This window comes from Streptomyces sp. RKAG293 (genome assembly GCF_023701745.1).
GTDB lineage: Bacteria > Actinomycetota > Actinomycetes > Streptomycetales > Streptomycetaceae > Actinacidiphila.
The window spans coordinates 7,762,000-7,785,796 of sequence record NZ_JAJOZB010000001.1 but is presented as its reverse complement, the minus strand read 5'-3'; the positions used below and the strand labels follow the sequence as shown (position 1 = coordinate 7,785,796).

The following is a 23,797-nucleotide window of genomic DNA, read 5'->3' as shown; positions in this document are numbered from 1 at the left end:
GCGAAGCCACGCGCGGGCGGCACCTGCGTTCCCCGGCCCGGCTCGCCGGGGCCGCCTGGGGTGCGGCTCGCCGTATCCGGCCGATCGGTCCGCGCCGGGGCAGACTGAGGACATGCCAGAACTGCCGGAGGTCGAGTCCCTCACCCGCTTCCTGGCCGAACACGTCGTCGGCCGTTCCGTCGCGCGGGTGTACCCGCTCGCCGTCCACGCGCTCAAGACCTACGACCCGCCGCCGAACGCGCTCGAAGGCCTCGTCTTCGAGAGCGTGACCCGGCACGGGAAGTTCCTCGACCTCCAGGCCGGGGACCTGCATCTGGTCATCCATCTCGCCCGCGCCGGCTGGGTGCGCTGGAACGACGCCCTGCCGGCGGAGCCGCCGCGCCCCGGCAAGGGCCCGCTCGCGCTGCGGGTACGGCTCACCGAACCCGACGGTGCCGGGTTCGACGTCACCGAGGCCGGCACCAAGAAGCACCTCGCGGTCTACGTCGTACGGGATCCGCAGGACGTACCGGGCATCGCGCGGCTCGGGCCCGACCCCCTCTCGGCGGCCTTCACCCCGGAGGTCTTCGCCGGGCTGCTGAAGGACGACCGCCGCCAGATCAAGGGCCTCCTCCGCGACCAGAGCACGATCGCCGGGATCGGCAACGCCTACTCCGACGAGATCCTGCACACTGCCAAGATGTCGCCGTTCAAACTCGCGGCCAATCTCTCCGAAGACGAGGTGGCCCGGATCTACGCGGCGATCGGATCGAACCTCGCCGACGCGATCGAACGGTCCGGCGGACTCGCCCTGCGCGATCTCAAGAGCGAGAAGAAGAGCGGGCTCCGGGTCCATGGGCGGAAGGGCGAACCCTGCCCGGTCTGCGGCGACACCATCCGCGAGGTGTCCTTCAGCGATTCCGCGCTGCAGTACTGCCCCACCTGCCAGACCGGCGGCAAACCCCTCGCGGACCGGCGGATGTCCCGGCTGCTGAAATAGCGGCCGCAGGGAACGCTGCTGAGGCACCGATGGTGGTCAGCCCCATGGCCAGCCGGCCAGCGCCGCCGCCACACCGAGCGTTCCCGCTCCCAGCAGGGCGCTGACCACTCCGCGCCGGGCAGCGAGCAGCCAGAGGGCGGCGGCCGCCAGCACGGCGTACTGCCAGCCGTTCCGCAGGGCCAGGGAGAGCGGGATCGCGGATCCGGCGATGGCCCCGATCACGGCGGGACCGGCGCCGGTGAAGAACGCCTGCACCCGCTCGCTGGAACGCAGGGCGTCGAAATGCCGCCCGCCGAGGATCACGAACAGGAACGACGGGGCGAACGCCACCGCGGCGGCCAGCAGACCACCCCACCCTCCACCGGCCGCGTACCCGACCACGGCGACGGTCTGCACGACCGGGCCCGGGGTGATCTGGCCGAGGGCGACGGCGTTGAGGAACTGGCCGTCGGTCATCCAGTGGTAGTGGTCGACGGCGTCCGCCTGCATCAGCGGAATGATGACGAACCCTCCGCCGTACGACAGGGCTCCCACCTTGAGCGCCACCCAGGCCAGCGTCAGCATTCCCCCGCCGAGCACCGGAGCGGCAGCCGCTACCGGCCACGACGCGACACGTGGGCCGATGCGTCGGTCGCGGGCGCGTACGGCGATCTCCACCAGACCCGCCGCGAGCAGGACCAGCACGAGCCATGGCCCGGTCAGAGCGGCAGCGGCCGCACCCGCCAGCGCGTACCCGAGCCAGCGGGCACGGGCGGAACGTGCCTTCCCGGCACGCTTCCAGCTGCCGGGAGCCAACGACCAGGCCGCATGCACGGCAACGGCGGCGACGGCGGAACCAGCCCCGGCGGCCGCCCCGCGCACCCACAGCGGCGGGTTCCCGGACAGGAACAGCGCAGCCAGGGCCAGGATCAGCGCGAGGCCCGGCAGGATGAAACTCAGGCCGCCGACCAGCGCGCCGGGCAGGCCGCGCAGGCGCCAGGCGGTGAGAATCGCCAGCTGCGTGGAGGCCGGGCCCGGCAGCAGGTTCGTCGCGGTGATGGAATCCTCGAACTCCTCCGCCGGGATCCAGTCGCGGCGCTCCACACACAACTGCCGCAGGAGAGAGATGTGGGTCGGTGGTCCGCCGAAGCCGATACAGCCGATCCGACCCCACTCCCGCGCGATCGTCACCAGCCCCACCTGGCCCGTACCCGTGCTCCGGTCCGCGCTCCGGTCCGCGCTCCGGTCCGCCCTCACTCGTCGCTCGTTCCTCACGTCATCGGCTCGTACGGCGCCGTGACCCTATAGGACCCCGGTGACGTCGAGGTGCCGCACTTCCGCGCGGGTCGGACCGGCGGCGGGCAGGACACGGCGAGCCGTATGGATTTCGTTAAGACTGGTGAGCGACAACCAGTGGCACTCGGGTCGGCCCGATGACCTTTGGAAGACGTATTCCCCTGCTCTGCAAGGGAGTTGGCGGACAATCCCACCGGATCGCGGGCTCTGCGGCGCCCTGTCCGCCGCCATCCGGAACGCCGGGCGGCCCTTACGCTCCCCCGCGTGGCGAGAATCGTGGATGGAATCAAGCGGGTAGTCATCGGGCGGGCGTTGCCGAGCGAGGGGTTGCAGGAGACGCTGCTGCCGAAGCGGCTGGCGCTGCCGATCTTCGCGTCGGACCCGTTGTCGTCGGTCGCGTACGCCACGCAGGAGATCCTGCTGGTGCTCACCCTCGGCGGGCTGGCCTTTCTCCATCTGACGACCTGGGCGGCGATAGCCGTGGTCGGCCTGATGGCGGTCGTGGTGCTGTCCTACCGGCAGGTCGTGCACGCGTACCCGTCCGGCGGCGGATCGTACGAGGTGGTCGCCACGAATCTCGGCCCGTCCGCGGGACTCGTGGTGGCCGCATCGCTACTGGTCGACTACGTGATGACCGTCGCGGTATCGGTCGCCTCCGGCGTCGACAACATCATCTCCGCGGTGCCCTCGCTCAACGACTACCGCACCGCCATGGCCGTGGGGTTCGTGGCCCTGCTGGCCGCGGTGAACCTGCGCGGGGTGCGCGAGTCCGGCCGGGCGTTCGCGGCGCCCACGTATCTGTTCGTCGCGGGCGTGCTGATCATGTGCGCCACCGGGCTGTTCCGCTGGCTGGTGGGCGACGCCCCGGTGGCGGAGTCAGCCGCCTATGGTGTCACCGCGGCCCCTGGTAACAGCAATCTGACGGGTCTGGCGCTGCTGATGCTGGGCCTGCGGGCGTTCTCCAGCGGCTGCACCGCACTCACCGGCGTCGAGGCGATCTCGAACGGCGTGCCCGCGTTCCGCAAGCCCAAGTCCCGCAACGCGGCGTCCACGATGACCGCGATGGGCCTGATCGCCGTCGTGATGTTCTCCGGAATCACCGCCCTCGCGATGATCGCGAAGGTGCACATCACCGAGGACACCTGCCGGCTGACCGGCTTCGCCGGGGACTGCGCGACCACCCCGCAGCGCACCGTCATCGCCCAGCTGGCCGCCGCGATCTTCGGCGGTGACCACAGCTTCGGTTTCTTCTTCATCCAGGCCGCCACCGCGCTGGTGCTCGTACTGGCCGCCAACACCGCGTTCAACGGCTTCCCGTTGCTGTCGTCGATCCTGGCGCAGCACCGCTATCTGCCCCGTCAGCTGCACACCCGCGGCGACCGGCTCGCGTTCTCCAACGGCATCGTCGCGCTGGCCGTCGTCGCCGGTGGCCTCCTCTGGGTGTTCGACGCGTCGGTCACCAACCTCATCCACCTGTACATCCTGGGTGTCTTCACCTCCTTCACGCTGTCGCAGACCGGCATGGTCCGGCACTGGAACCGCGCCCTGCGCGACGAGACCGACCCGGCGCAGCGCCGCCGGCACCAGACCGCCCGGCTGATCAACGGGCTCGGGGCGTTCGTCACGGGGTTGGTGCTGGTCATCGTGCTGCTGACGAAGTTCATGCAGGGCGCGTACCTGGCGGTGATCGCGGCGGTGGCGTTGTGGCTGATGATGCGCGGCATCCGGCGGCACTACGACAGAACCGCCGCCGAACTGGCCGTCACCGACCCGACGGACGAGACGGTGCTGCCCGCGCGCGTGCATGCCGTCGTGCTGGTCTCGAAGGTCCACAAGCCGACGCTGCGGGCCCTCGCCTACGCCCGCGCCTGCCGCCCGGACACCCTCGAAGCGCTCACCGTCTCGGTCGACCGCGACGAGGCCAAGGTCCTGCAGGACCAGTGGGACGCCTTCGGGATCGACGTACCGCTGAAGACGTTGGCGTCGCCCTACCGGGAGGTGACCCGCCCGGTCGTGGAATACGTACGGTCGCTCAACCGCACCAGCCCCCGCGATGTGATCAGTGTCTTCATCCCCGAGTACGTCGTCGGGCACTGGTGGGAGAACCTGCTGCACAACCAGTCCGCACTGTGGCTCAAGAGCCGGCTGCTGTTCACCCCCGGCGTCATGGTCATCAGCGTGCCCTGGCAGCTGAGCTCGTCCGAACACCGGCCGCAGCGCCCGACCCGCCGCGCCCCCGGCTCCGTCCGCCGCGGCGAACCCGCCCTCACCCCCTGGGCGAACCACCCCGACCCCGCCGCCGAACCCGACCGGGCCCCGCACGTCGACACCCACTGACCCCCGGCCACCCATCACCCGACCACCACGAGCTGCCCCGGGCCCACCGGCGAGATCAACCGGCCCGGGGCAGCTCCATGTTCCGGTGCCTGCGCTGGGCCGCCACAGGGAAGGTGGTGGCGGCCCAGCAGGGTCCCGCCCGGCCTGACGGCCGGCGTTCGACGGTGCGACGGCTTCTCCGTGCTGTGTGTGCGCCCGGGACGGTGCCCCCGAGCCGTCGCCGTGCGACGTACCGGCCGCGATGGTCTCTGTCATGTCCGCGGCCCTCCAGCTTCACATCACGAACGGCCGACGACCGTTCCCGAACAGAGCCTCAACCCCGACATCGGTCACGTACACGGTTCTTGATACGCCTCTGACAGCGCACCGTCGATTCTTGACGCCGGGCTGACGCATCCCCCGAAAGCGCTGTCAGGAGACCGTCAGGGTTCGGCCGCTCCCCTTGAGTCCGGGCTCCGCAGTCTCCTTGGATGGAGACGTGAACAGCTGCCTGCGCCATGACGACCGGCCACCGCATACGGTGCCGCCGGCTGCGCCCTGTTCACCTCCGGTGCGCTGACGCACTTTCCCCGTCACCGCCCATCGCTCGACGAGCCCGGTGGCGCGTTTCCCGGCACCTCTGTGCCGTCTCGCTCTCCTGAGCCCTGTTCCACAACCAATCCGTAAACCCGCAATCCCCCATCCCGGAGTGGATCATGTCTTCACCCTCCTCACCCGTCCGTCCCACCGCGCTCGTCACCGGCGCCACCTCCGGTATCGGCTGGGAGACCGCCCGGCTGCTCGCCGAACAGGGCAGCACCGTCATCGTGCACGCGCCGGACCTCACCTCCGGGCAGCAGGCCGTCACCCGGCTGGTGGCCGCCGGCGTCGCGGCGTCCCAGCTGGACCTCGCGGTGGCGGACTTCTCCCGGCTGGAGGAGGTGCGGGCGATGGCCGCCAAGGTCGCCGACACGCATCCCGTACTGGACGTGCTGGTGAACAACGCGGCGGTCGCCGCCCCCGAGCGCCACACGATGACGCCCGACGGCAACGAGATCGCCTTCCAGGTCAACTTCCTCGCCGCGTTCCTCCTCACCCGCGAACTGACCGGGCCGCTGACCGCCCGGCCCGGCAGCCGCGTCGTCAACGTGTCGTCGTCCATGCACCGCACGGCGTCCATCGCCTGGAACGACCTGAACCGCTCCCGCCGTTACTCCCGGCTGGCTGCCTACGCTCAGTCCCAGCTCGCGCTGACGATCTTCGCCAGGGCGGGCGCGGGATCGGACGCCGGCTGCACTTCCGTCAGCGTGCACCCGGGTATCTGCGACACCGCCCTGCTGCCGCTGTACGCGCACGAGGGCGACTCGTCCGCCGAGGGTGCCGCCCGTGTGGTCCGGCTGTGCGACCCGGCGACCGAGCTCGTACCCGGTGCCTACTACGACCGCACCGCGGTCTCGCCCGCCGCGCCGGTCGCCATGGAGGACCGCACCGTCCGCCGGCTGTGCAAGGTCGCCGACCAGTTGGTCGGCCGGGCCGGCTGAACCACTGAGACCCCGAAGCGAGGCGGTACATGTCCAAGCGCGCCCGTAAGAAGAAGGCCCGCCGCAAGAAGAAGGCCCATCACGGCAGGAAGCCCAACGGCCGTTGAGACGAGGGCGGTGCGGTTCCCGTGGGGGGATCCGCACCGCCCTTCCCGGCCCTCCTGCGCACCTGTCGGCGCGTAGGAGGGGCACGGACCACCAGCTCTCGCCCACCACCACGTACCGTCGAACGGAACCCCGAACCCCGTGATAGAGCTGTCCCGCCACGCCCTCCCGGCCTCCGGGCCCTGGGTGGACTGGTTTCCCGGCGGTTCCCCCGGCACCGGAGCTCTCGCCGAGCATGCCCGCACCGCCACGACGGGGCGCTGGTGGGCCGACCGCCCGATCCGGCCCCGTGCCATCGCGGTCTCCTGCGCGGGCCACGTCCTGCTGCGGGGCGATCCGCGGGCCGTCGACCCCGGCGCCTTGGCGCCGCTGACCGGCGGCTGCTTCGACGCGCCGGACCGCTTCCTGCCCGTCCTGGGGGCTGCCTTCCACCGGATCACGCCGTGGGAACGGATGATGTGGCTGCGCACCGGACCGGCGCCGGCCTTCGGGCCGCCCCCAGGCGCTACCGTCCGGCGGCTGACCGCTGCCGACCGGCACACGATCCGGCATCTCGGCCCCGACCTGCAGTGGGTGACCAGCAGTTGGGGCGGAGCCCTGGCGGCCGCCGCGTCCGGCCACGTCTGGGGCGCGTTCCGCGACGGCCGGCTCGTCTCCCTGGCCGGTACGTACTTCCTCGGCAGCCGCTACGAGGACCTCGCCGCAGCCACCGCACCCGATCACCGCGGTCAAGGGCTGGCCCTGGCCTGCGTGACGGGCCTCTGCGCGGACATCTCCGCGCGCGGCCACGAGCCGAGTTGGACGTGCTCCCGTGACAACCGGCCGAGCCGCCGGCTCGCCTGGGCGGCGGGCTTCCGGCTGGTCCGCGAGTACGTCCACCACGTTGCCGGAGCCCCGGCCGTCCTGGGTCGGCGAACGCCGGTACCAGCAACGCCGGTAGCGGAGCCGCGCGCACTGTCCCCGGTCAGGGGATGATGCGCACCGCCCGGTACGCGTATCCGTCCTGACCGGGCGCTTCCCAGGTCAGCTGGACCCGCTGTCCCGCGCTGAGCGACCGGAATCCCTCGGCCACGATGTCGCTGAAGTGACCGAAGCAGCCCCCCGGTGTCTCGGCGCAGTCGAGAACACCCCAGCCCGCTTCGTCATCCCACTCCCGCACCACGGCCGGAACGGTTGATGTCCTCGAGATCCTCATGACGTGTCCGTGGCGGGGAGGTCGGGGCGGATCGGTGGGTGGTCGGCTACGGACGGTACGGAGAGGACCATCGTGAAGCCGCCGCCAGGGGTGTCCTCGGCGTTCAGGGTGCCACCCATCGCTTCGGTGAAGCCGCGGGCGACCGCGAGACCGAGGCCGACTCCCGCTCCCCGCGGGGCGTCGCCGTACCGCTGGAAGGGGGCGAAGATGCGGCTCTTGGCCTCGTCCGGGACACCCGGGCCGCGGTCGACCACGCGTACCTCGACCCGGTCGGCGATCGCGCTGGCCGTGACCAGCACCGGTTCACCCCCGGGGCTGTACTTCACGGCGTTCTCGACGACGTTGGCGACCGCGCGCTCCAGCAGCCCCGGGTCGACGGCGACCATCGGCAGGGCCTCCGGGATGTCGAGGACGACGCTGCCCTCGGGGACGCCGCCGAGTGCCATCGGCACCACCTCGTCGAGGTAGATCTCGCGGATCAGCGGGGTCACGGTGTCGGTCTGCAGACGGGACATGTCGAGGAGGTTGTCGACGAGGTGGCCGAGCCGGTCCGCTCCGTCCTCGATGCCGGCGAGCAGTTCGGCCTGGTCGGCCTCCGACCAGGCGACGTCGTCGGAGCGCAGTGACGTCACGGACGCCTTGATGCCGGACAGCGGTGTGCGCAGATCATGGCTGACGGCGGCGAGCAGGGACGTACGGATGCGGTTGCCCTCGGCCGACTCGCGGGCCTGCGCGGCTTCGCTCTGCAGTCGCTGCCGGTCGAGGACGACGGCGGCCTGGGCGGCGAAGGCGCCGAGCACCCGGCGGTCCTCGGCGGGCAGCACCCGTCCGGACAGGGCGAGGGCGAGGTGATCGCCGACCGGCATGTCGACGTCCGCGTCCTCGGGGCGCAGCACGGCACGCGGTCCGACGCTCCCGGTGCACGTCCAGGGCGCGACGTCGCTCTCGCGTTCCAGCAGGGCCACCGACTCCATGGTGAACGTCTCGCGGACCCGTTCCAGCAGGGCGTCCAGGCTCGTCTCACCGCGGAGCACGCTGCCCGCGAGGAAGGAGAGTATCTCCGACTCGGCCCGCAGGCGGGCGGCCTGCTGGGTCCGGCGGGCGGCGAGGTCCACGACGGAGGCCACCGACACCGCCACCCCGACGAAGATCACGATGGCGAGGATGTTCCGCGGGTCGGAGACCGTGAACTGGTGCAAAGGCGGGGTGAAGTAGTAGTTCAGGAGGAGCGAGCCGAACGCGGCGGAGGCGAGCGCCGGCAGCAGCCCGCCGAGCAGCGCGGCGGCCACCGTCAGCGACAGGAAGAGCAGCATGTCGTTGGCGAGGCCGAGGTCCGCCCCCGAGCTCGTCAGGAGCACCGAGAGCAGCGCGGGGCCCAGCAGCCCGGCCAGCCAGCCGGCGACGATGCGGGAGCGGCCGAGCGTGGCGCCGTGGTGCAGGGGCAGCCCGCGTCCCTTGGCGACCTCGTCGTGCGTGACGATGTGCACGTCCAGGTCAGGGCCGGAATCGCGGGCGACGGTCGCGCCGACACCGGGCCCGAAGATGTACTGCCAGGCCTTGCGGCGGCTGGAACCCAGCACGATCTGGGAGGCGTTGACGCCTCGTGCGAACTCCAGCAGCGCCTGGGTGACGTTGTCGCCCACGACGTGGTGGAAGGTGCCGCCCAGGTCCTCGACCAGCGTCCGCTGGCCGGCGAGTTCCTTGGGTGAGGCGGAGCTGAGGCCGTCGCTTCTGGCGATGTAGACGGCGAGCACCTCGCCGCCGGCGCCCTTCTCGGCGAGGCGGGCGGCGCGGCGGATGAGGGTGCGCCCCTCGGGCCCGCCGGTGAGGCCGACCACGATGCGTTCCCGCGCCTGCCAGGGAGAGCGGATGTTGTGCTCACCGCGGTACTGCTGGAGGTACTCGTCGACCCGGTCGGCGACCCACAGCAGCGCCAGCTCGCGCAGCGCCGTCAGATTGCCGGGGCGGAAGTAGTTGGACCGGGCCGCGTCGACCTTGTCCGGCTTGTAGATGTTGCCGTGTGCCATCCGGCGGCGCAGCGCCTCAGGGGACATGTCGACCAGCTCGATCTGGTCGGCACGGCGAACCACTTCATCGGGCACGGTCTCCCGCTGCCGGATGCCGGTGATCGACTCGACCACGTCACCGAGCGACTCCAGATGCTGGATGTTGACGGTGGAGACGACGTCGATTCCCGCCGCGAGCAGTTCCTCGACGTCCTGCCAGCGCTTGGCGTTGCGCGAGCCGGGGACGTTGGTGTGCGCGAGTTCGTCCACCAGGGCGACGGCCGGGCGGCGCTCCAGCACCGCGTCGACGTCCATCTCCGTGAAGACGGCGTCGCGGTACTGGAGCTCCTGGCGCGACACCTGCTCGAGGCCGTGCAACAGCACCTCGGTGCGCGGTCGTTCATGGTGTTCCACGAACGCCACGACACAGTCGGTGCCGCGCTCCACGCGCCGGTGGGCCTCGGACAGCATGGAGTAGGTCTTGCCGACCCCTGGTGCCCCACCGAGGTAGATGCGGAACTTGCCGCGCGTCATGATGCAGATCTCCGTGGTCGGGGGTCTTCAGATCTCAAAGCGGTAGCCCATGCCGGCCAGGGTGATGAGGTGGCGGGGGTGCGCCGGATCCGTTTCGAGCTTGCGTCTGAGCTGGGCCATGTAGACGCGGAGGTAGTTGGTGCGGGTGACGTGGCCGGGGCCCCACACCTCCTGGAGCAGTTGTCGCTGGCTGACGAGCCGTCCCCGCTCGCGGATGAGGATCTCCAGCAGGTGCCATTCCGTGGGGGTGAGTCGCAGATCCCGCCCGGCGCGCCGGATCTTCTTGGCGAGCAGGTCGACGGTGAAGTCGGCGGTCTCGACGAGTGCCGGACCGTCGTAGCGCGCCACGGTCTCCTTCGAACGGATCGCCGCCCGCAGTCGCGCCATCAGCTCTTCCATGCTGAACGGCTTGGTGACGAAATCGTCCGCGCCCGCGTCGAGAACCTCGACCTTCTCGTCGGAGGTGTTGCGGGCCGAGACCACGAGAATCGGTGCCCGGAACGAGCCGCGCAGTTCCCTGATCACGTCGATGCCGTCCATGTCGGGCAGGCCGAGATCCAGCAGGACGGCGTCCGGAGGACGCGCACCGGCGAGTCGCAGGGCGGTTCCCCCGTTGGGTGCCGTGTCGACCTCGTACTTGCGTGCCTTCAGATTCATCTCCAGAGCCCGCACGAGCTGTGGTTCGTCCTCCACCACCAGCACCCGGGTCATCGGTGTGCCGCCTTCCTGTCGTGCGTGAGGGAGTGTGTGCCGGAACGCGGCCGGGTCTGCGGCCCGAGAGAGACGTCTCGGGCCGCAGACCTCCGGCCGCGCACCAGCTGTAACGCGATCAATGCGCGATGAGCGCTTTGAGGGCGATGTTGAGCTGCAGGACGTTCACCCGCGGCTCACCGATGAAGCCGAGGATCCGGCCGTCGGTGTGGTCCCGCACCAGCTTCTCGACCTGCTGGGCGTCGAGCTTGTTGAGCGCGGCGACCCGGTGGACCTGGAGCTCGGCGTACTCGGGCGAGATCTGCGGGTCGAGGCCGGAGCCGGAGGAGGTGACGGCGTCGGCCGGCACGTCCGAGGGCTTGACCTTGAAGTCCGCCGTGGAGTTGTCCTTGACGACGGCGGCCTTGGCCTCCGTCACCCACTTGATCAGGTCCGCGTTGTCGCCGGAGCGGTTGGTGGCTCCGGAGAGGATCAGCGAGTACTGGGTGTTGACCGAGTTGGTGCCCAGTCCGTTGGACGGCCGCGGCTGGAACCACTTCAGGTCGGGCGCGGGGGTCTCCTCGCCGTTCTTCAGCGGCAGGTTGTAGGTCTGTCCGATGAGGCTGGAACCGACGACCTTGCCGCCGTCCTTGATCTCCGAGCCGTTGGCCTTGTTGTTGAACAGGCCCTGGGCTATGCCGGTGATCAGGAGCGGGTAGAGCACGCCGCAGACCAGGGTCAGGACGAGCAGCGCGCGCACCCCGGCTCCGAACAACCGCACGGTGTTTCCAAAGGAGTTGTTCATGACGTCACCCGATGCCAGGGATGAGGGAGATGAGCAGGTCAATGATCTTGATGCCGATGAACGGGGCGATCAGGCCGCCGAGTCCGTAGACCGCGAGGTTGCGGCGGAGCATCTTGTCGGCGCCCATCGGCTTGTACCGCACGCCCCGCAGGGCCAGCGGCACCAGCGCGATGATGATCAGCGCGTTGAAGATGACGGCCGACAGGATCGCGGACTGCGGGCTGTGCAGGCTCATGATGTTGAGCTTGTCCAGGCCCGGGTACGCGACGGCGAACATGGCGGGGATGATCGCGAAGTACTTCGCGACGTCGTTGGCGATGGAGAACGTCGTCAGCGCGCCACGGGTGATCAGCAACTGCTTGCCGATCTCCACGATCTCGATGAGCTTGGTGGGGTTGGAGTCCAGGTCCACCATGTTCCCGGCCTCCTTGGCGGCCGAGGTACCGGTGTTCATCGCCACACCCACGTCCGCCTGGGCGAGTGCGGGAGCGTCGTTGGTGCCGTCACCGGTCATCGCGACGAGCTTTCCGCCCGCCTGCTCCCGCTTGATCAGCGCCATCTTGTCCTCGGGAGTCGCCTCCGCGAGGAAGTCGTCCACCCCGGCTTCCTCGGCGATCGCCTTGGCGGTCATGGGGTTGTCACCGGTGATCATCACCGTGCGGATGCCCATCCGGCGCAGCTCGTCGAACCGCTCCCGCATGCCCTCCTTGACGACGTCCTTGAGGTTGATCACGCCCAGCACGCGGGCGCCCTCGGTGTCCTCGACGGCGACGAGCAGCGGCGTACCGCCGGCCTGGGAGATCGCGTCGGTGAGCGCCTGGGCGTCCTTGGCGACGACTCCGCCGCGCTCGTTGACCCAGGTGATGACCGAACCGGCCGCGCCCTTGCGGACCTTACGGCCGTCCACGTCCACACCCGACATGCGGGTCTGGGCGGTGAACGCGACCCAGTCGGCGCCCGTCAGCTCGCCCTGCTGCCGCTCGCGCAGCCCGTACTTCTCCTTCGCCAGCACGACGATGGAACGGCCTTCCGGCGTCTCGTCGGAGAGCGAGGAGAGCTGAGCGGCGTCGGCGAGCTCGGCGTCCGTGGTGCCCTGGACGGGTACGAACTCGGACGCCTGGCGGTTGCCGAGGGTGATGGTGCCGGTCTTGTCGAGCAGCAGCGTGGAGACGTCGCCCGCGGCCTCGACGGCCCGCCCGGACATCGCGAGCACGTTGCGCTGCACCAGCCGGTCCATACCGGCGATGCCGATCGCCGACAGCAGCGCGCCGATGGTCGTCGGGATGAGGCAGACCAGCAGCGCGACCAGCACGATCATCGACTGCTTCTGGCCGGCGTAGATCGCGAACGGCTGGAGCGTGACGACCGCCAGCAGGAAGACGATCGTCAGCGAGGCGAGCAGAATGTTCAGCGCGATCTCGTTCGGCGTCTTCTGCCGCGAGGCGCCTTCCACCAGCGCGATCATCCGGTCGATGAACGTCTCGCCCGGCTTCGTCGTGATCTTGATGACGACGCGGTCGGAGAGCACCTTCGTGCCACCGGTCACCGCGCAGCGGTCACCGCCGGACTCCCGGATGACCGGCGCCGACTCACCGGTGATGGCCGACTCGTCGACGGAGGCGACACCCTCGACGACGTCCCCGTCACCGGGGATGACGTCGCCGGCCTCGCAGACCACCAGGTCACCGATGCGCAGTTCGGCACCGGGAACGCTCTCCTCCACGCCGCCGTTGAGCCGCCGCGCGACGGTGTCGGTCTTCGCCTTGCGCAGGGTGTCGGCCTGCGCCTTGCCGCGGCCCTCGGCCACCGCCTCCGCCAGGTTGGCGAAGATCGTGGTGAGCCAGAGCCAGCCGGCGATGGCCCAGCCGAACCAGTCGCCCGGATCGGTGAACGCGAAGATCGTGCTCAGCACGGAGCCGATCTCGACCACGAACATCACGGGGGACTTGACCATCACCCGCGGGTCGAGCTTGCGGACCGCGTCCGGGAAGGACCGGATCAGCTGCTTGGGGTCGAACAGGCCCCCGCCGACGCGTGCGCTGTCGGTCTGGTGACCGGTGGGCACGTCCTGGTGCGGGGCACGGGTCGGAGTGACAGTGGACATCGAGTCCTCTTGCTTCAGACGAGTGGTCATGACCCCAGCCCCTCGGCGAGCGGCCCCAGCGCCAGCGCCGGGAAGTAGGTCAGGCCAGTGACGATGATGATCGTGCCGACCAGCAGCCCGGTGAAGAGCGGCTTGTGGGTGCCCAGGGTGCCCGCGGTGGCCGGGACCGGCTTCTGCTCGGCGAGCGAGCCGGCCAGCGCCAGCACGAACACCATCGGCAGGAACCGGCCGAGCAGCATCGCGAGCCCGATCGTGGTGTTGAACCACTGGGTGTCGGCGTTGAGCCCGGCGAAGGCCGAGCCGTTGTTGTTGGCGCCCGAGGTGTACGCGTACAGGATCTCGGAGAAGCCGTGCGCGCCCGAGTTCGTCATCGACGTCATCGGGGTCGGCAGCGCCATGGCGGCGGCGGTGAAGCACAGCGCCAGTGCCGGGGTGATGAGGATGTAGCAGGCCGCGAACTTGATCTCGCGGGTGCCGATCTTCTTGCCCAGGTACTCGGGGGTGCGTCCCACCATCAGGCCCGCGATGAACACCGCGATGATGGCCATGATCAGCATGCCGTAGAGGCCGGAGCCGACACCACCGGGAGCGATCTCGCCGAGCTGCATGCCCAGCATGGTGATACCGCCGCCGAAGCCGGTGAACGAGGAGTGGAACGAGTTCACGGCGCCGGTCGAGGTCAGCGTGGTCGCCACCGCGAAGATCGACGAGCCGCCGACTCCGAACCGGGTCTCCTTGCCCTCCATCGCACCACCGGCGATGTTGAAGGCCGGGCCGCCGTGGTGGAACTCGGTCCACATCATCAGCGCGGTGAAGCCGATCCAGATCGTCACCATCGTGGCGAGGATCGCGTAACCCTGCTTGACGCTGCCGACCATCTTGCCGAAGGTGCGGGTGAGCGCGAAGGGGATGACGAGGATCAGGAAGATCTCGAAGAGGTTCGAGATGCCGTTCGGGTTCTCGAAGGGGTGCGCCGAGTTGGCGTTGAAGTAGCCGCCACCGTTGGTGCCCAGCTCCTTGATCGCCTCCTGGGAGGCCACCGCGCCGCCGTTCCACTGCTGCGAGCCACCCATGAACTGGCCGACGCCGTGGATACCGGAGAAGTTCTGGATCGCGCCACAGGCGACCAGCACGATCGCGCCGATCACGGCGATCGGGATCAGGATGCGTACGGTGCCGCGCACCAGGTCGGCCCAGAAGTTGCCGAGCTCACCGGTGCGGGAGCGGGCGAAGCCGCGTACCAGGGCCACCGCCACGGCGAGGCCGACGGCCGCCGAGACGAAGTTCTGCACCGCGAGGCCGCCGGTCTGTACGACGTGGCCCATGGCCTGCTCGCCGTAGTACGACTGCCAGTTGGTGTTCGACACGAAGGACGCGGCGGTGTTGAACGCCTGGTCCGGGTCGATCGCGGAGAAGCCGAGCGAACCGGGCAGGCTGCCCTGGATCCGCTGCATCACGTAGAGGAAGAGGACGCTCGCCGCGGAGAAGGCGAGGACACCGCGCAGGTACGCGGGCCAGCGCATCTCGGTGGACGGGTTGGCGCCGATGGCCTTGTAGATCCACTTCTCGACACGCAGGTGCTTGTCGGAGGAGTAGACGCCGGCCATGAAGTCGCCGAGCGGACGGTATGCCAGTGCGAGCGCGGCTATCAGCGCGAGCATCTGGAGCACACCGGCGAGGACGGGGCTCATATCTGGACTCAGAACCTCTCCGGGTAAAGAAGGGCGAGGACGAGGTAGCCCAGGAGGGCGACGGCCACGACGAGGCCGACGATGTTCTCGGCGGTCACAGCTTTGCCACCCCCTTGGCGATGAGAGCCACCAACGCGAACACCGCGATCGTGGTGACGACGAAGGCCATGTCGGCCATCGTGTGCTCCTAGAAGAGTCGGAATCTCTGACCCCCGAAGCAAACCTCCTGAACAGGCCGCTTCCTCTTTCGTTGATGCGTCCCTTACGGCCACTGGCACGCTTTTGACGCCTCTCTTACGCACCCGGCCCCACCTGCGGAAAAGCCGGCGCCAAGGGCTGCGCACGCCGGATTCCGGACGCCTGCTCCGCCGCTGGTGCGCCCCGCGCCGCCGCCCGATCCTGACGCGTCCCTGAGGCGCCGGCGGTGGCCGTCGGGCCGGGCCCCGGCGCAGACTGGGACAGGTCCCGGTCCCGGTGCAGGGGGAGGTCCTATGGCGGACGGAGTCGTCGGCGTCTTCGCCGGTTTCGCGGCGATCAGTGGCGTGGTGGTGTCCCTGGCCGGGCTGGCCGGGTTGCGGGCCATCCGCCTGATCGGCGGCGTGGGGGCCGAGGCCCGGGCCCTGGTCAAACGCACCGGGCCGGCCGCCACCGACTCCGCGGTCCGGCCACTGCTGCAGTTCACGGTGGCGGACGGCCGGGTGGTGGAGATCTCCTCACCGGTTCCCGCGTCCAGGCGCCGGCCGCTGACCGACGGCTCCCTCGTGCGGGTGCGCTACGACCCGGTCGACCCGCGGGACGTGGTGGTTGTCGGCCGGGAGCGCCGCGGCCTCGAGTACGCACTGGTCGGCATCGGAGCGCTCTTCGTGCTCATCGGCCTCGGCCTGCTGATCGCCTGAGCCGCCGCGACGGCGGCCCGAACCCTGCGAACGGATCCGGGCCGGCCCTCCCCGCTGCCCGTGCGTCGCCGGACGGCTCCGCATCCCGGCAGCGGGATGCGGAGCCGGTGGCTCACTGGTCGGACGGAGCCGCCAGGCGGAAGCGGAGTCGGCAGATGACGGCGTCCGTGTCCCGGCGGACGGCGTGGGCGACGACCGCGCCGCGCTGGTTCTGCAGCAGGCGCTGCCACATGTGGGCGGGCTCTACCTCCGGGATCAGGACGGTGATCCGGGTGCCGGGCTGATCGGCGGCCATCTGACGTACGAGGGCGGCGACGGGGCGGCCGACGGAACGCGTGGGTGACGGCAGGTCGCGCAGTTCGACGCCGGGCGACCACAGCGCCCAGTCGCGGTGCAGGGCCTCGGTGCGTTCGCGGTCGTCGGGGTCGGTGACGGTGACCGCGATGACCTCGTCGCCCAGGGAGACTGCGGCGGTCAGCGCCTCGCTGGTGAGACGGGACAGCGACGCCACTGGGACGATGATCACGGACCGGTCGCGGTGCGGGGCGTCGGGAATGAATCCCAGGCCCAGCCGGCCGGCGATGCGGACATAGGCGCGGTGGACCGCCTCGAAGAGCAAGACGAGGAGCGGGAGCGCCAGCACGATCATCCAGGCGCCCTCGGTGAACTTGACCGACGTGGTGATCACCGCGGCGACACCGGTCAGTACGGCCCCGAAGCCGTTCAGCGCCGCCTTCGCCCGCCACCCCGGCGATCGCTCCGCGCGCCAGTGGCGCACCATGCCGGTCTGGCAGATGGTGAAGCCGACGAACACCCCGATCGCGAAGAGCGGCACGAGCGTGTTGGTGTCGCCGCCCGAGAACACCAGCAGCAGCGCGGACACGGCGGCGAGCGCCAGCACGCCGTGGCGGTGGACCTGACGGTCGGCCTTGAGACCGAAGACGTGCGGGAGGAAGTTGTCCCGGGCCAGCAGTCCCATCAGCACGGGCAGCCCGCCGAACGAGGTGTTCGCGGCGAGTGCGAGCAGCACGACGGTCGCGAACTGGACGACGTAGAAAGCCCAGTTGTGGCCGAGCGAGGCGTCGGCGAGCTGGGCGAGCACGGTCACGCCCTCGACCGGCTGGAGGTGGAAGCGGCCGATGAGTACCGACAGGCCGATCAGCATGACACCGAGCAGCCCGCCCAGTGCCACCTCGGTGCGCTGGGCGCGCTTGCGCGCCGGGGCGCGGAAGGACGGGACGGCGTTGGCGACGGCCTCGACACCGGTCAGGGCGGAGCACCCCGCCGCGAACGCCTTCATCAGGAGCAGCGCGCCGACCGTGGTCGCGTTGGCGCCCAGCGCGGAGGCGTGGCCGGCCGCGGCCTCGGTGCTGGCAGGGGCGTCACGGAACAGCCCGACGACGATGATCGTGAGGATCGAGCCGACGAAGACCGCGGTGGGGATGATGAACGCCCTGGCCGAGTCGACGATGCCGCGCAGGTTGACGGCGGTGACGAGCACCAGGACCGCCAGGCAGATCCACACCCGGTCGCCGTACAGGGAAGGGAACGCCGAGGTGAGCGCGGCCACTCCGGCGGTCACCGACACGGCCACGTTCAGGACGTAGTCCAGGATCAGGGAGGCCGCCGTCACCAGGCTGGTGCGCCGCCCCAGGTGCCGCTTGGCGACCGCGTACGAGCCGCCGCCGTCCGGGAAGGCCGCGATCACCTGACGGTAGGAGGCGACGAGGACGGCCAGCAGGCCGGCTATCGCGAGGGTGACGGGAAGGGTGAACCCGAGCCCGTACCCGCCCGCCGCGGCGAGCACCAGGACGATGGCCTCGGGGCCGTACGCCACCGAAGCCATCGCGTCCAGCGACAGGGCGGCCAGCCCTTGCAGCGCGGTCAGCTTGTGCTGCTCCTGAGCCGGGTCCGGGGGCTCCCCGTCGGATGCCTCGAGAGTCGGCTCGCTGGTCAGAACGGACATCGTGGTCGTACCTCCATGGTGTGGATACCCAGCGTGGAGGCGGCTCCCGGAGCCGATGCGCCGTCCGTACGCGGTCCTGACGCCGAACGGCGCCATCTTGACGCTTTCCTGTCGCCGTCTTCACCCCCGCCATCAGAAGGCCGTCAAGAGCCCAGGGGCCCGCGTCAGCGATGCGTCAACGGCCGCTGCCAGCACCGCGGCCGCTCCTACCGTCTGCCGCATGGGACGCGCAGACGAAGCCGAGGACGTACTTGCCCACGACCGGACCTGGGAGGGCGAGGCGTTCACCGCGCTGTCCTCCTCGGCGGCGGTCCTCGCGCTGCTGCTGGTCATGGACTGGGGGTCGGGCGGGTTCAACACGACCCGCGCCGTGCTGTGGACCGGGCTGGCGGCCCTGCTCTATGTCATCCTCCATCCGCCCCGGGTGACCGCGGGCCACGGATGGCTGGCGGTCGGCGGACTGCTGCGCGAGCGGCGCGTCCGCACCGACTGCCTGGTATCGGTGCGCCGCATCGACGGCGTCGCCACCCGCCTCGTGCTGCGCGATGTGTACGGCAACCGCGCGGAGTTCAACCCGAAGGTGCTCGCCGCGAACCCGGCCCTGTGGCTGCTCGTCAACGCGGGGGCGTGCCGCTCGTGGGAGAGCGGCACGCTGCTCTGCGGCTGGACCGAGGTGGAGGCCATGGCGGCGCGGTACGGAATCGGCCCTTCGCTGAGTGCGTGAGTCCGGCCGAACCGGTGACGTGACCGAGGTGCTTCCGTCCGGGCGATCGACGTTAAAAATCCATCAGCGATGCATCAAAGCACGGTGTTTCGACGTGCGGCGTGTCTAGCGTCGGCCGTATGGGACGGCGAACCGCACGCTCCGCTCCGCTGGGCGGGGCCTATTCCGCGGACTCGGGTTGGACAAGCGCCCGCGACCGCTTCTGGGCCGGAGAGCTCCGATCGGCGGCGGGCTGCGCCGGTGCGCTCTTCGCCGCGCTGACGCTGGCCGACGCCTGGAAGGGACAGCTCACCGCGCCGCGTGCCGGGATCTGGGCGGCGCTGGCCGTCCTGCTGTTCGCCGTGCTCGCACCGGCGAGGGTGTCGGTGGACCAGGAGTGGCTGGTCTCGCGCGGACTGCTGCGCCGCCACCGGGTCCGCACGGACCACCTGGCGAGCGTCCGCTGGCACCAGGGCACGGCTCCCCGGCTCGTCCTGCGGGACACGCTCGGTGGCGTCGTCGAACTGAACGCACGGGTGCTCGTCGACAATCCGCTGCTGTGGATCGCGCTGGATGCCGGTGTCCGCCACTCCCTCGGCACCGGGACCCTGCAGAGCGGGGCCGGTGATCTGCTGCGGGCGGCGGAGCAGATCGACGGGGCCGCGGCGCGGGCCACCTTCCGCGCATCCGGGCTGGAGTAGCGGGCGACGTCGAACGCTCACGTCAGCGGAACTCCGCCAGGCGGGGGCGCAGCCCGAGGACGGTGAGGACGGCCGCTGCGAGCAGCGCGCCACCTGCCGGCCAAAGGCTCCCGGCGACGAGGGCGCGTCCGTCACCGGCAGCGTCGTCGAAGGCCGCGCGGTTGATGCCGATGACCTTCTGCAACGCGGTGTCGTACTGCGCGAAGTGGTAGTTGGACGCGCCCTGACTCCAGCCGATACCGAATTCCACGGCGTCCTGCAGGCGGCCCTGTTGCACCAGGCCGCGGATGGTGCGGTCGTCGCGCTCATAGACCGCGTAGGCCTGGACGGCCGATTCGGCGGCGGCGCGTTCACCGGGGAAGGTGATGTTGCGGAACTCGTTGCCGTAGTAGCCGGTGAAGCGCAGATCGCGGTGGTCGGCGCCGTAGGCGGTCCACGCCTCGTCGAGGCGGGCGTTGTAGGTGTCCAAGGTGGCGCCGGGCAGGGTGAGGAGCCGCTGCGACGTGTCCTGGAAGGCCTGCTCGTAGGTGCCGTGGCGCTGTACGTCGAGCAGGAAGCGGCTCTCGTCGGCGTTGGCGTCGTAGGACAGCGCGCGGGCCTGGGACAGGGCCACGACGGAGTCGAAGGCGTCATGGCGGGCGACGCGCAGATCCTCGGCCTCGGTCGCCAGCGCCGTGGCGCCAAGGACGGTGGTCAGCACCGTGCAGACCGTGGCGGCGAGAAGCCCCGGGTTGATGATCCGGCGGAAGCGGCGTGCCAGATACAGCTGAGTGGCGACCAGGACGACGGTGAGCGCCAGTCCCAGGGCGATGACAGCAGCGGTCTGTCCCCCGAGAGTGCGGTGCCGGGCGTTGTAGGTCGCCTCGAACGCGCCGTCGTTGGTCTGTCCCAGGTGCTCCGCCTCCGGCAGCAGCGTCTGCCGGAGTAGGTCCGTGGCCGTGCGGTAGTCGGTGAGGGCGTCGGTCTTGCGCCGGTCGTGGGCGTCGTTCTCCAGGGCGCGGCCGATGAGTTCCTGGTAGCGGGCGAAGTCGTCGGTGAAGCGGACGACGGTGGCCTCGGCCTGCGGGTCGCCGTGGGCGGCCCCGGCCAGCAGGAGGAGTTCGGCGCTGACGGTGTGGCGGGCGGCGGCGTAGACCTTCTCGGCCGCCTCGTGCTGGGCCGGCATGGCCGCCACCTGGGGGCCACCGCTGGACAGCAGCTGGTTGGCGGCCTGCGCGTCCATGTCGTTGAGCGCGAAGTACAGATCACCGGCACCGGTCACCCGCGGGGCGTTCCGCTGGGTGATGTCGTCCCAGGTGCCCGCCACACCCAGGCCCGCGGCGGTCACCGTCGCGGCACACGCCAGGACGAGCAGCAGCACCGCCGACCGCAGCAGCCGCAGGCGCTCGGGAGTCGAGTTCCAGAAGCGGCCGCGCAGCGCGGCCGCCAGGATCGCGGGCTTCGACGGTCCGGGCCGCCGCTGGGGAGGCAGCGGCGGCCCGGCGGGCTCCCGGCCGACGGGCCGGTTGTGCCCCAGGAGGGCGGTGTCGGCATGGGGCGCAGGCGTTCCGTCAGGGCCCCCCGGCCCGTTGCCTCGCGATATACCGGCCACGATGGTCTCAGCCATCCAACGGCCCTCCAGCCTCGCACCACGGACGGTGGTCCGTCCCCCTGACACGACAGCCTTCCGCTCAACAGTTCTACGGGGTAAGGGCGTTGATGATCTCCTGACGCCTGGTGGGTGACTCTTGATGAGTTCCTGACGACCACCGCGGCAGTGGGCTCCCGTCAGCCCAACCCTTCGGTCCCGGCGGCGGGGAGGGAGACGACCATGGTCAGGCCCCCGCCGGGCGTGTCCTCGGGGGTGAGGGTGCCGTCCATCGCCTCGGTGAGACCGCGGGCCAGGGCCAGACCGAGCCCGATGCCAGTGCTGTTGTCGGTGTCGCCCAGCCGTTGGAACGGTTCGAAGACCCGGTCCCGGTCGACGTCCGGCAGCCCCGGACCCCGGTCGACGACCCGCAGTTCCACGCGGTCGGCCAGCGCGCTGGCGCTCAACAGGACGCACTCCCCGGGCGGTGTGTGCCGGGCGGCGTTGCTGATGAGGTTGGCGATCACCCGTTCCAGCAGCGGTGGATCGGCCAGCACGGCAGGCGCCGCTTCCACGCCCTGGAACTCGACATCAGGACCGTCCGCGGGCAGCGAGTCCAGAGCCGCTGGCAGGACTTCCTCCAGTGCGGTGGCCCGCAGGTTCAACGTGAGCGCGCCGGCCTGGAGCCGGCTCATGTCCAGCAGATTGTCCACCAGCCGGTTGAGCCGGATCAGGGACTCCTCAGCGGTGGCGAGCAGTTCCTCGCGATCCTCCTCGGAGAAGTCGACGTCGCGGCTGCGCAGCGAACTGATGGCCGCCCAACCGCTGGCCAGCGGGGTGCGCAGATCGTGGCTGACGGCGGCGAGCAGCGCGGTACGCATCCGGTCGGCGGCCTTGACCGGTTCGACCTCGGCGGCCGCTTCGGCGAGCCGGTCCCGCTCGACCGCGGCGGTGACGTGCGCGGCGAACGCGGTCAGGACGCGGCGCTCGGAGGCGGGCAGCGTACGGCCGCGCAGCACGAGGAAGGAGTCGGAGCCCACCGGCACCCGGAGGGCGGTGTCGTCGGCCATCGGTCCCTCGACCAGTTCGGCCGAGTCCATGCCGAACGTCTCCCGCGCGCGTTCCAGCAGGGCCGGGACCGCCTGGTCGCCGCGCACGATGTTCCCGGCGAGTGATGACAGCGTCTCCGCCTCGGCCGTCGCCCGGGCCGCGCGTCGTGACAGCCGCAGTGACCGGTCCACGATGGCGGCGACCGTGCCCGCGACGGCGGCGAAGACCCCCAGCGCCAGGATGTTGTTGGGCTCGGAGATGGTGAAGTGGCCGACCGGCGGGATGAAGTAGTAGTTGAGCAGGAGCGAGGCGGTCACCGACGCGACCACGGCCGAGACCACGCCGCCGACGCACGCCACGCCCACGACCACCATCAGGAACAGCAGCGCCTCGCTGGTGAGGTTGAGGCTCCCCCGGGTGTGCGTCAGGATGAAGGTGAGGGCCACCGGAAGCACCAGACCGGAGACCGGCCCCGCGATCAGTCGCGAGGTCGGCAGCGTACGGCGCCGCGAGGGCAGCAGCCGCCCGCGGCCGGCCCGTTCGTGCGTGACCATGTGGACGTCGATGTCGTCGGACAGGCCGACGGCCGTCTCGCCGATGCCGCGCCCGGTGAGGAAGCGCTCGAGACGGCCGCGGCTGCTGGTTCCCAGTACCAACTGGGTGGCGTTCTCGGCGCGGGCGAACTCCATCAGTGCGGTGGGCACGTCGTCGCCGACGACGGAGTGGTAACTGCCGCCGAGGCTCTCGATGAGCTGGCGCTGCTTGGCCAGGGACGCGGGTGAGGAGCCGGTGGACAGTCCGTCGCTGCGGGTGATGTGGACGGCGAGCAGATCGCCCCCCGCGCTGCGATCCGCGATACGGGCGGCCCGGCGGATGAGGGTCCCGCCCTCCGGGCCGCCGGTCAGGGCCACCACGACGCGTTCACGGGTCTCCCACACGCCCGCGATGCCGTGCTCGGAGCGGTACTTCTGCAGTGCCTCGTCGACCCGTCCGGCCACCCACAGCAGTGCCAGTTCGCGCAGCGCGGTGAGATTGCCGACCCGGAAGTAGTTGGACAGCGCGGCGTCCACCTTCTCCGGGGCGTAGACGTTGCCGTGCGCCATACGGCGGCGCAGTGCCTCGGCCGGCATGTCGACCAGCTCGATCTGGAAGGCCCGGCGGACGACGTCGTCCGGCACGGTCTCGCGCTGCGGCACCTTGGTGATCTTCTCGACGACGTCGTTGAGCGATTCCAGGTGCTGGATGTTGACGGTCGTGACGACGTCGATCCCGGCGGCGAGCAGTTCCTCGACGTCCTGCCAGCGCTTGACGTTGCGGCCGCCGGGCACGTTGGTGTGCGCGAGCTCGTCGACCAGCGCCACCTCGGGATGCCGTTCCAGCACCGCGTCGAGGTCCATCTCGGGGAACTCGGCGCCGCGGTAGTCGCGCCGGGTGCGGGGCAGCACCTCCAGACCGTCGAGCATGTCCTCGGTGTGCCGGCGCTTGTGGCACTCGACGAACGCGACCACCACATCGGTGCCGCGTTCCCTCCTGCGGCGGCCCTCGTCGAGCATCCGGTAGGTCTTGCCGACGCCGGGGGCCGCGCCCAGGAAGACCTTCAGCCGTCCGGGCCGAACGTCCGTAGTCACCAACGCGCCGTCCTCCTCCTGCCGAAAGCTCGCCCCGGCCGCACA

At 70.6% G+C, this 23,797-nt stretch carries 19 protein-coding genes; 8 read left to right on the top strand and 11 right to left on the bottom strand.

Features of this window, described 5'->3' with window-relative positions; genetic code table 11:
• Positions 1–112 precede the first annotated feature (112 nt).
• The gene (locus LNW72_RS34440; RefSeq protein WP_250978957.1) at positions 113–979 is read left to right on the top strand and encodes a DNA-formamidopyrimidine glycosylase family protein; all 867 of its coding nucleotides are present in this window, start codon (positions 113–115) and stop codon (positions 977–979) included.
• 36 nt (positions 980–1,015) lie between these two features.
• Here the strand turns inward: LNW72_RS34440 and chrA are convergent, their stop codons facing one another.
• On the bottom strand, positions 1,016–2,149 hold the full coding sequence (chrA, locus tag LNW72_RS34435) for a chromate efflux transporter (RefSeq protein WP_250978956.1): 1,134 nt from the start codon (positions 2,147–2,149) through the stop codon (positions 1,016–1,018).
• 369 nt (positions 2,150–2,518) lie between these two features.
• Between chrA and LNW72_RS34430 the strand changes: the two genes are divergently transcribed.
• The 4 genes from LNW72_RS34430 (at position 2,519) to LNW72_RS34420 (ending at position 7,191) form a co-directional block, all read left to right on the top strand.
• Positions 2,519–4,591: an APC family permease gene (locus tag LNW72_RS34430; RefSeq protein WP_250978955.1), complete on the top strand. Its 2,073-nt coding sequence runs from the start codon at positions 2,519–2,521 to the stop codon at positions 4,589–4,591.
• Between the two features lie 695 nt (positions 4,592–5,286).
• Positions 5,287–6,111 carry an SDR family NAD(P)-dependent oxidoreductase gene (locus LNW72_RS34425; protein ID WP_250978954.1) on the top strand — a complete coding sequence of 275 codons (825 nt, stop codon included), beginning with the start codon at positions 5,287–5,289 and terminating at the stop codon, positions 6,109–6,111.
• A 29-nt stretch (positions 6,112–6,140) separates the two neighbouring features.
• Positions 6,141–6,218 (top strand): 50S ribosomal protein bL37, encoded by a 78-nt coding sequence (locus tag LNW72_RS42195; RefSeq protein ID WP_374117437.1) that lies wholly within the window; start codon positions 6,141–6,143, stop codon positions 6,216–6,218.
• 139 nt (positions 6,219–6,357) lie between these two features.
• Positions 6,358–7,191, top strand: a complete 834-nt coding sequence (locus tag LNW72_RS34420) for a GNAT family N-acetyltransferase (RefSeq protein WP_308402074.1) — start codon at positions 6,358–6,360, stop codon at positions 7,189–7,191.
• Here LNW72_RS34420 and LNW72_RS34415 read toward each other — a convergent pair.
• The 7 genes from LNW72_RS34415 to kdpF form a co-directional block, all read right to left on the bottom strand.
• The gene (locus LNW72_RS34415; RefSeq protein ID WP_250978953.1) at positions 7,181–7,411 is read right to left on the bottom strand and encodes a cold shock domain-containing protein; all 231 of its coding nucleotides are present in this window, start codon (positions 7,409–7,411) and stop codon (positions 7,181–7,183) included. The genes LNW72_RS34420 and LNW72_RS34415 overlap by 11 nt on opposite strands.
• Positions 7,408–9,951, bottom strand: coding sequence for an ATP-binding protein (locus LNW72_RS34410; protein ID WP_250978952.1), 2,544 nt, complete (start codon positions 9,949–9,951; stop codon positions 7,408–7,410). Before LNW72_RS34410 ends, LNW72_RS34415 begins: the two co-directional genes overlap by 4 nt.
• Positions 9,952–9,978: 27 nt before the next feature.
• Positions 9,979–10,662 carry a response regulator gene (locus LNW72_RS34405; protein ID WP_250978951.1) on the bottom strand — a complete coding sequence of 228 codons (684 nt, stop codon included), beginning with the start codon at positions 10,660–10,662 and terminating at the stop codon, positions 9,979–9,981.
• Between the two features lie 118 nt (positions 10,663–10,780).
• Complete coding sequence (locus tag LNW72_RS34400; RefSeq protein WP_250978950.1) at positions 10,781–11,446, bottom strand: potassium-transporting ATPase subunit C; 666 nt, start codon at positions 11,444–11,446, stop codon at positions 10,781–10,783.
• A gap of 4 nt (positions 11,447–11,450) precedes the next feature.
• The gene (gene kdpB / locus LNW72_RS34395; protein WP_250978949.1) at positions 11,451–13,580 is read right to left on the bottom strand and encodes a potassium-transporting ATPase subunit KdpB; all 2,130 of its coding nucleotides are present in this window, start codon (positions 13,578–13,580) and stop codon (positions 11,451–11,453) included.
• Positions 13,577–15,241, bottom strand: coding sequence for a potassium-transporting ATPase subunit KdpA (kdpA, locus tag LNW72_RS34390; RefSeq protein ID WP_138352474.1), 1,665 nt, complete (start codon positions 15,239–15,241; stop codon positions 13,577–13,579). Before kdpA ends, kdpB begins: the two co-directional genes overlap by 4 nt.
• An 8-nt stretch (positions 15,242–15,249) precedes the next feature.
• Complete coding sequence (gene kdpF / locus LNW72_RS34385) at positions 15,250–15,339, bottom strand: K(+)-transporting ATPase subunit F (RefSeq protein ID WP_078075662.1); 90 nt, start codon at positions 15,337–15,339, stop codon at positions 15,250–15,252.
• A 393-nt stretch (positions 15,340–15,732) separates the two neighbouring features.
• Between kdpF and LNW72_RS34380 the strand changes: the two genes are divergently transcribed.
• Entirely contained in the window at positions 15,733–16,137 is a 405-nt protein-coding gene (locus LNW72_RS34380; protein WP_250978948.1) for a DUF3592 domain-containing protein, read from the top strand.
• A 112-nt stretch (positions 16,138–16,249) separates the two neighbouring features.
• On the opposite strand, the gene LNW72_RS34375 is transcribed toward LNW72_RS34380, so the two are convergent.
• Positions 16,250–18,103 carry an APC family permease gene (locus LNW72_RS34375; RefSeq protein WP_250978947.1) on the bottom strand — a complete coding sequence of 618 codons (1,854 nt, stop codon included), beginning with the start codon at positions 18,101–18,103 and terminating at the stop codon, positions 16,250–16,252.
• Between the two features lie 220 nt (positions 18,104–18,323).
• On the opposite strand from LNW72_RS34375, the gene LNW72_RS34370 reads away from it, so the two are divergent.
• Entirely contained in the window at positions 18,324–18,827 is a 504-nt protein-coding gene (locus LNW72_RS34370) for a hypothetical protein (RefSeq protein WP_250978946.1), read from the top strand.
• A gap of 119 nt (positions 18,828–18,946) precedes the next feature.
• The gene (locus LNW72_RS34365) at positions 18,947–19,507 is read left to right on the top strand and encodes a hypothetical protein (protein ID WP_250978945.1); all 561 of its coding nucleotides are present in this window, start codon (positions 18,947–18,949) and stop codon (positions 19,505–19,507) included.
• Between the two features lie 22 nt (positions 19,508–19,529).
• Here LNW72_RS34365 and LNW72_RS34360 read toward each other — a convergent pair whose 3' ends face one another.
• Both LNW72_RS34360 and LNW72_RS34355 read right to left on the bottom strand, forming a co-directional pair.
• Positions 19,530–21,113, bottom strand: coding sequence for a hypothetical protein (locus LNW72_RS34360; RefSeq protein ID WP_250978944.1), 1,584 nt, complete (start codon positions 21,111–21,113; stop codon positions 19,530–19,532).
• A gap of 161 nt (positions 21,114–21,274) precedes the next feature.
• A complete protein-coding gene (locus tag LNW72_RS34355) occupies positions 21,275–23,752 on the bottom strand; it encodes an ATP-binding protein (protein ID WP_250978943.1) in 2,478 nt (825 codons plus the stop codon).
• Positions 23,753–23,797 lie beyond the last annotated feature (45 nt).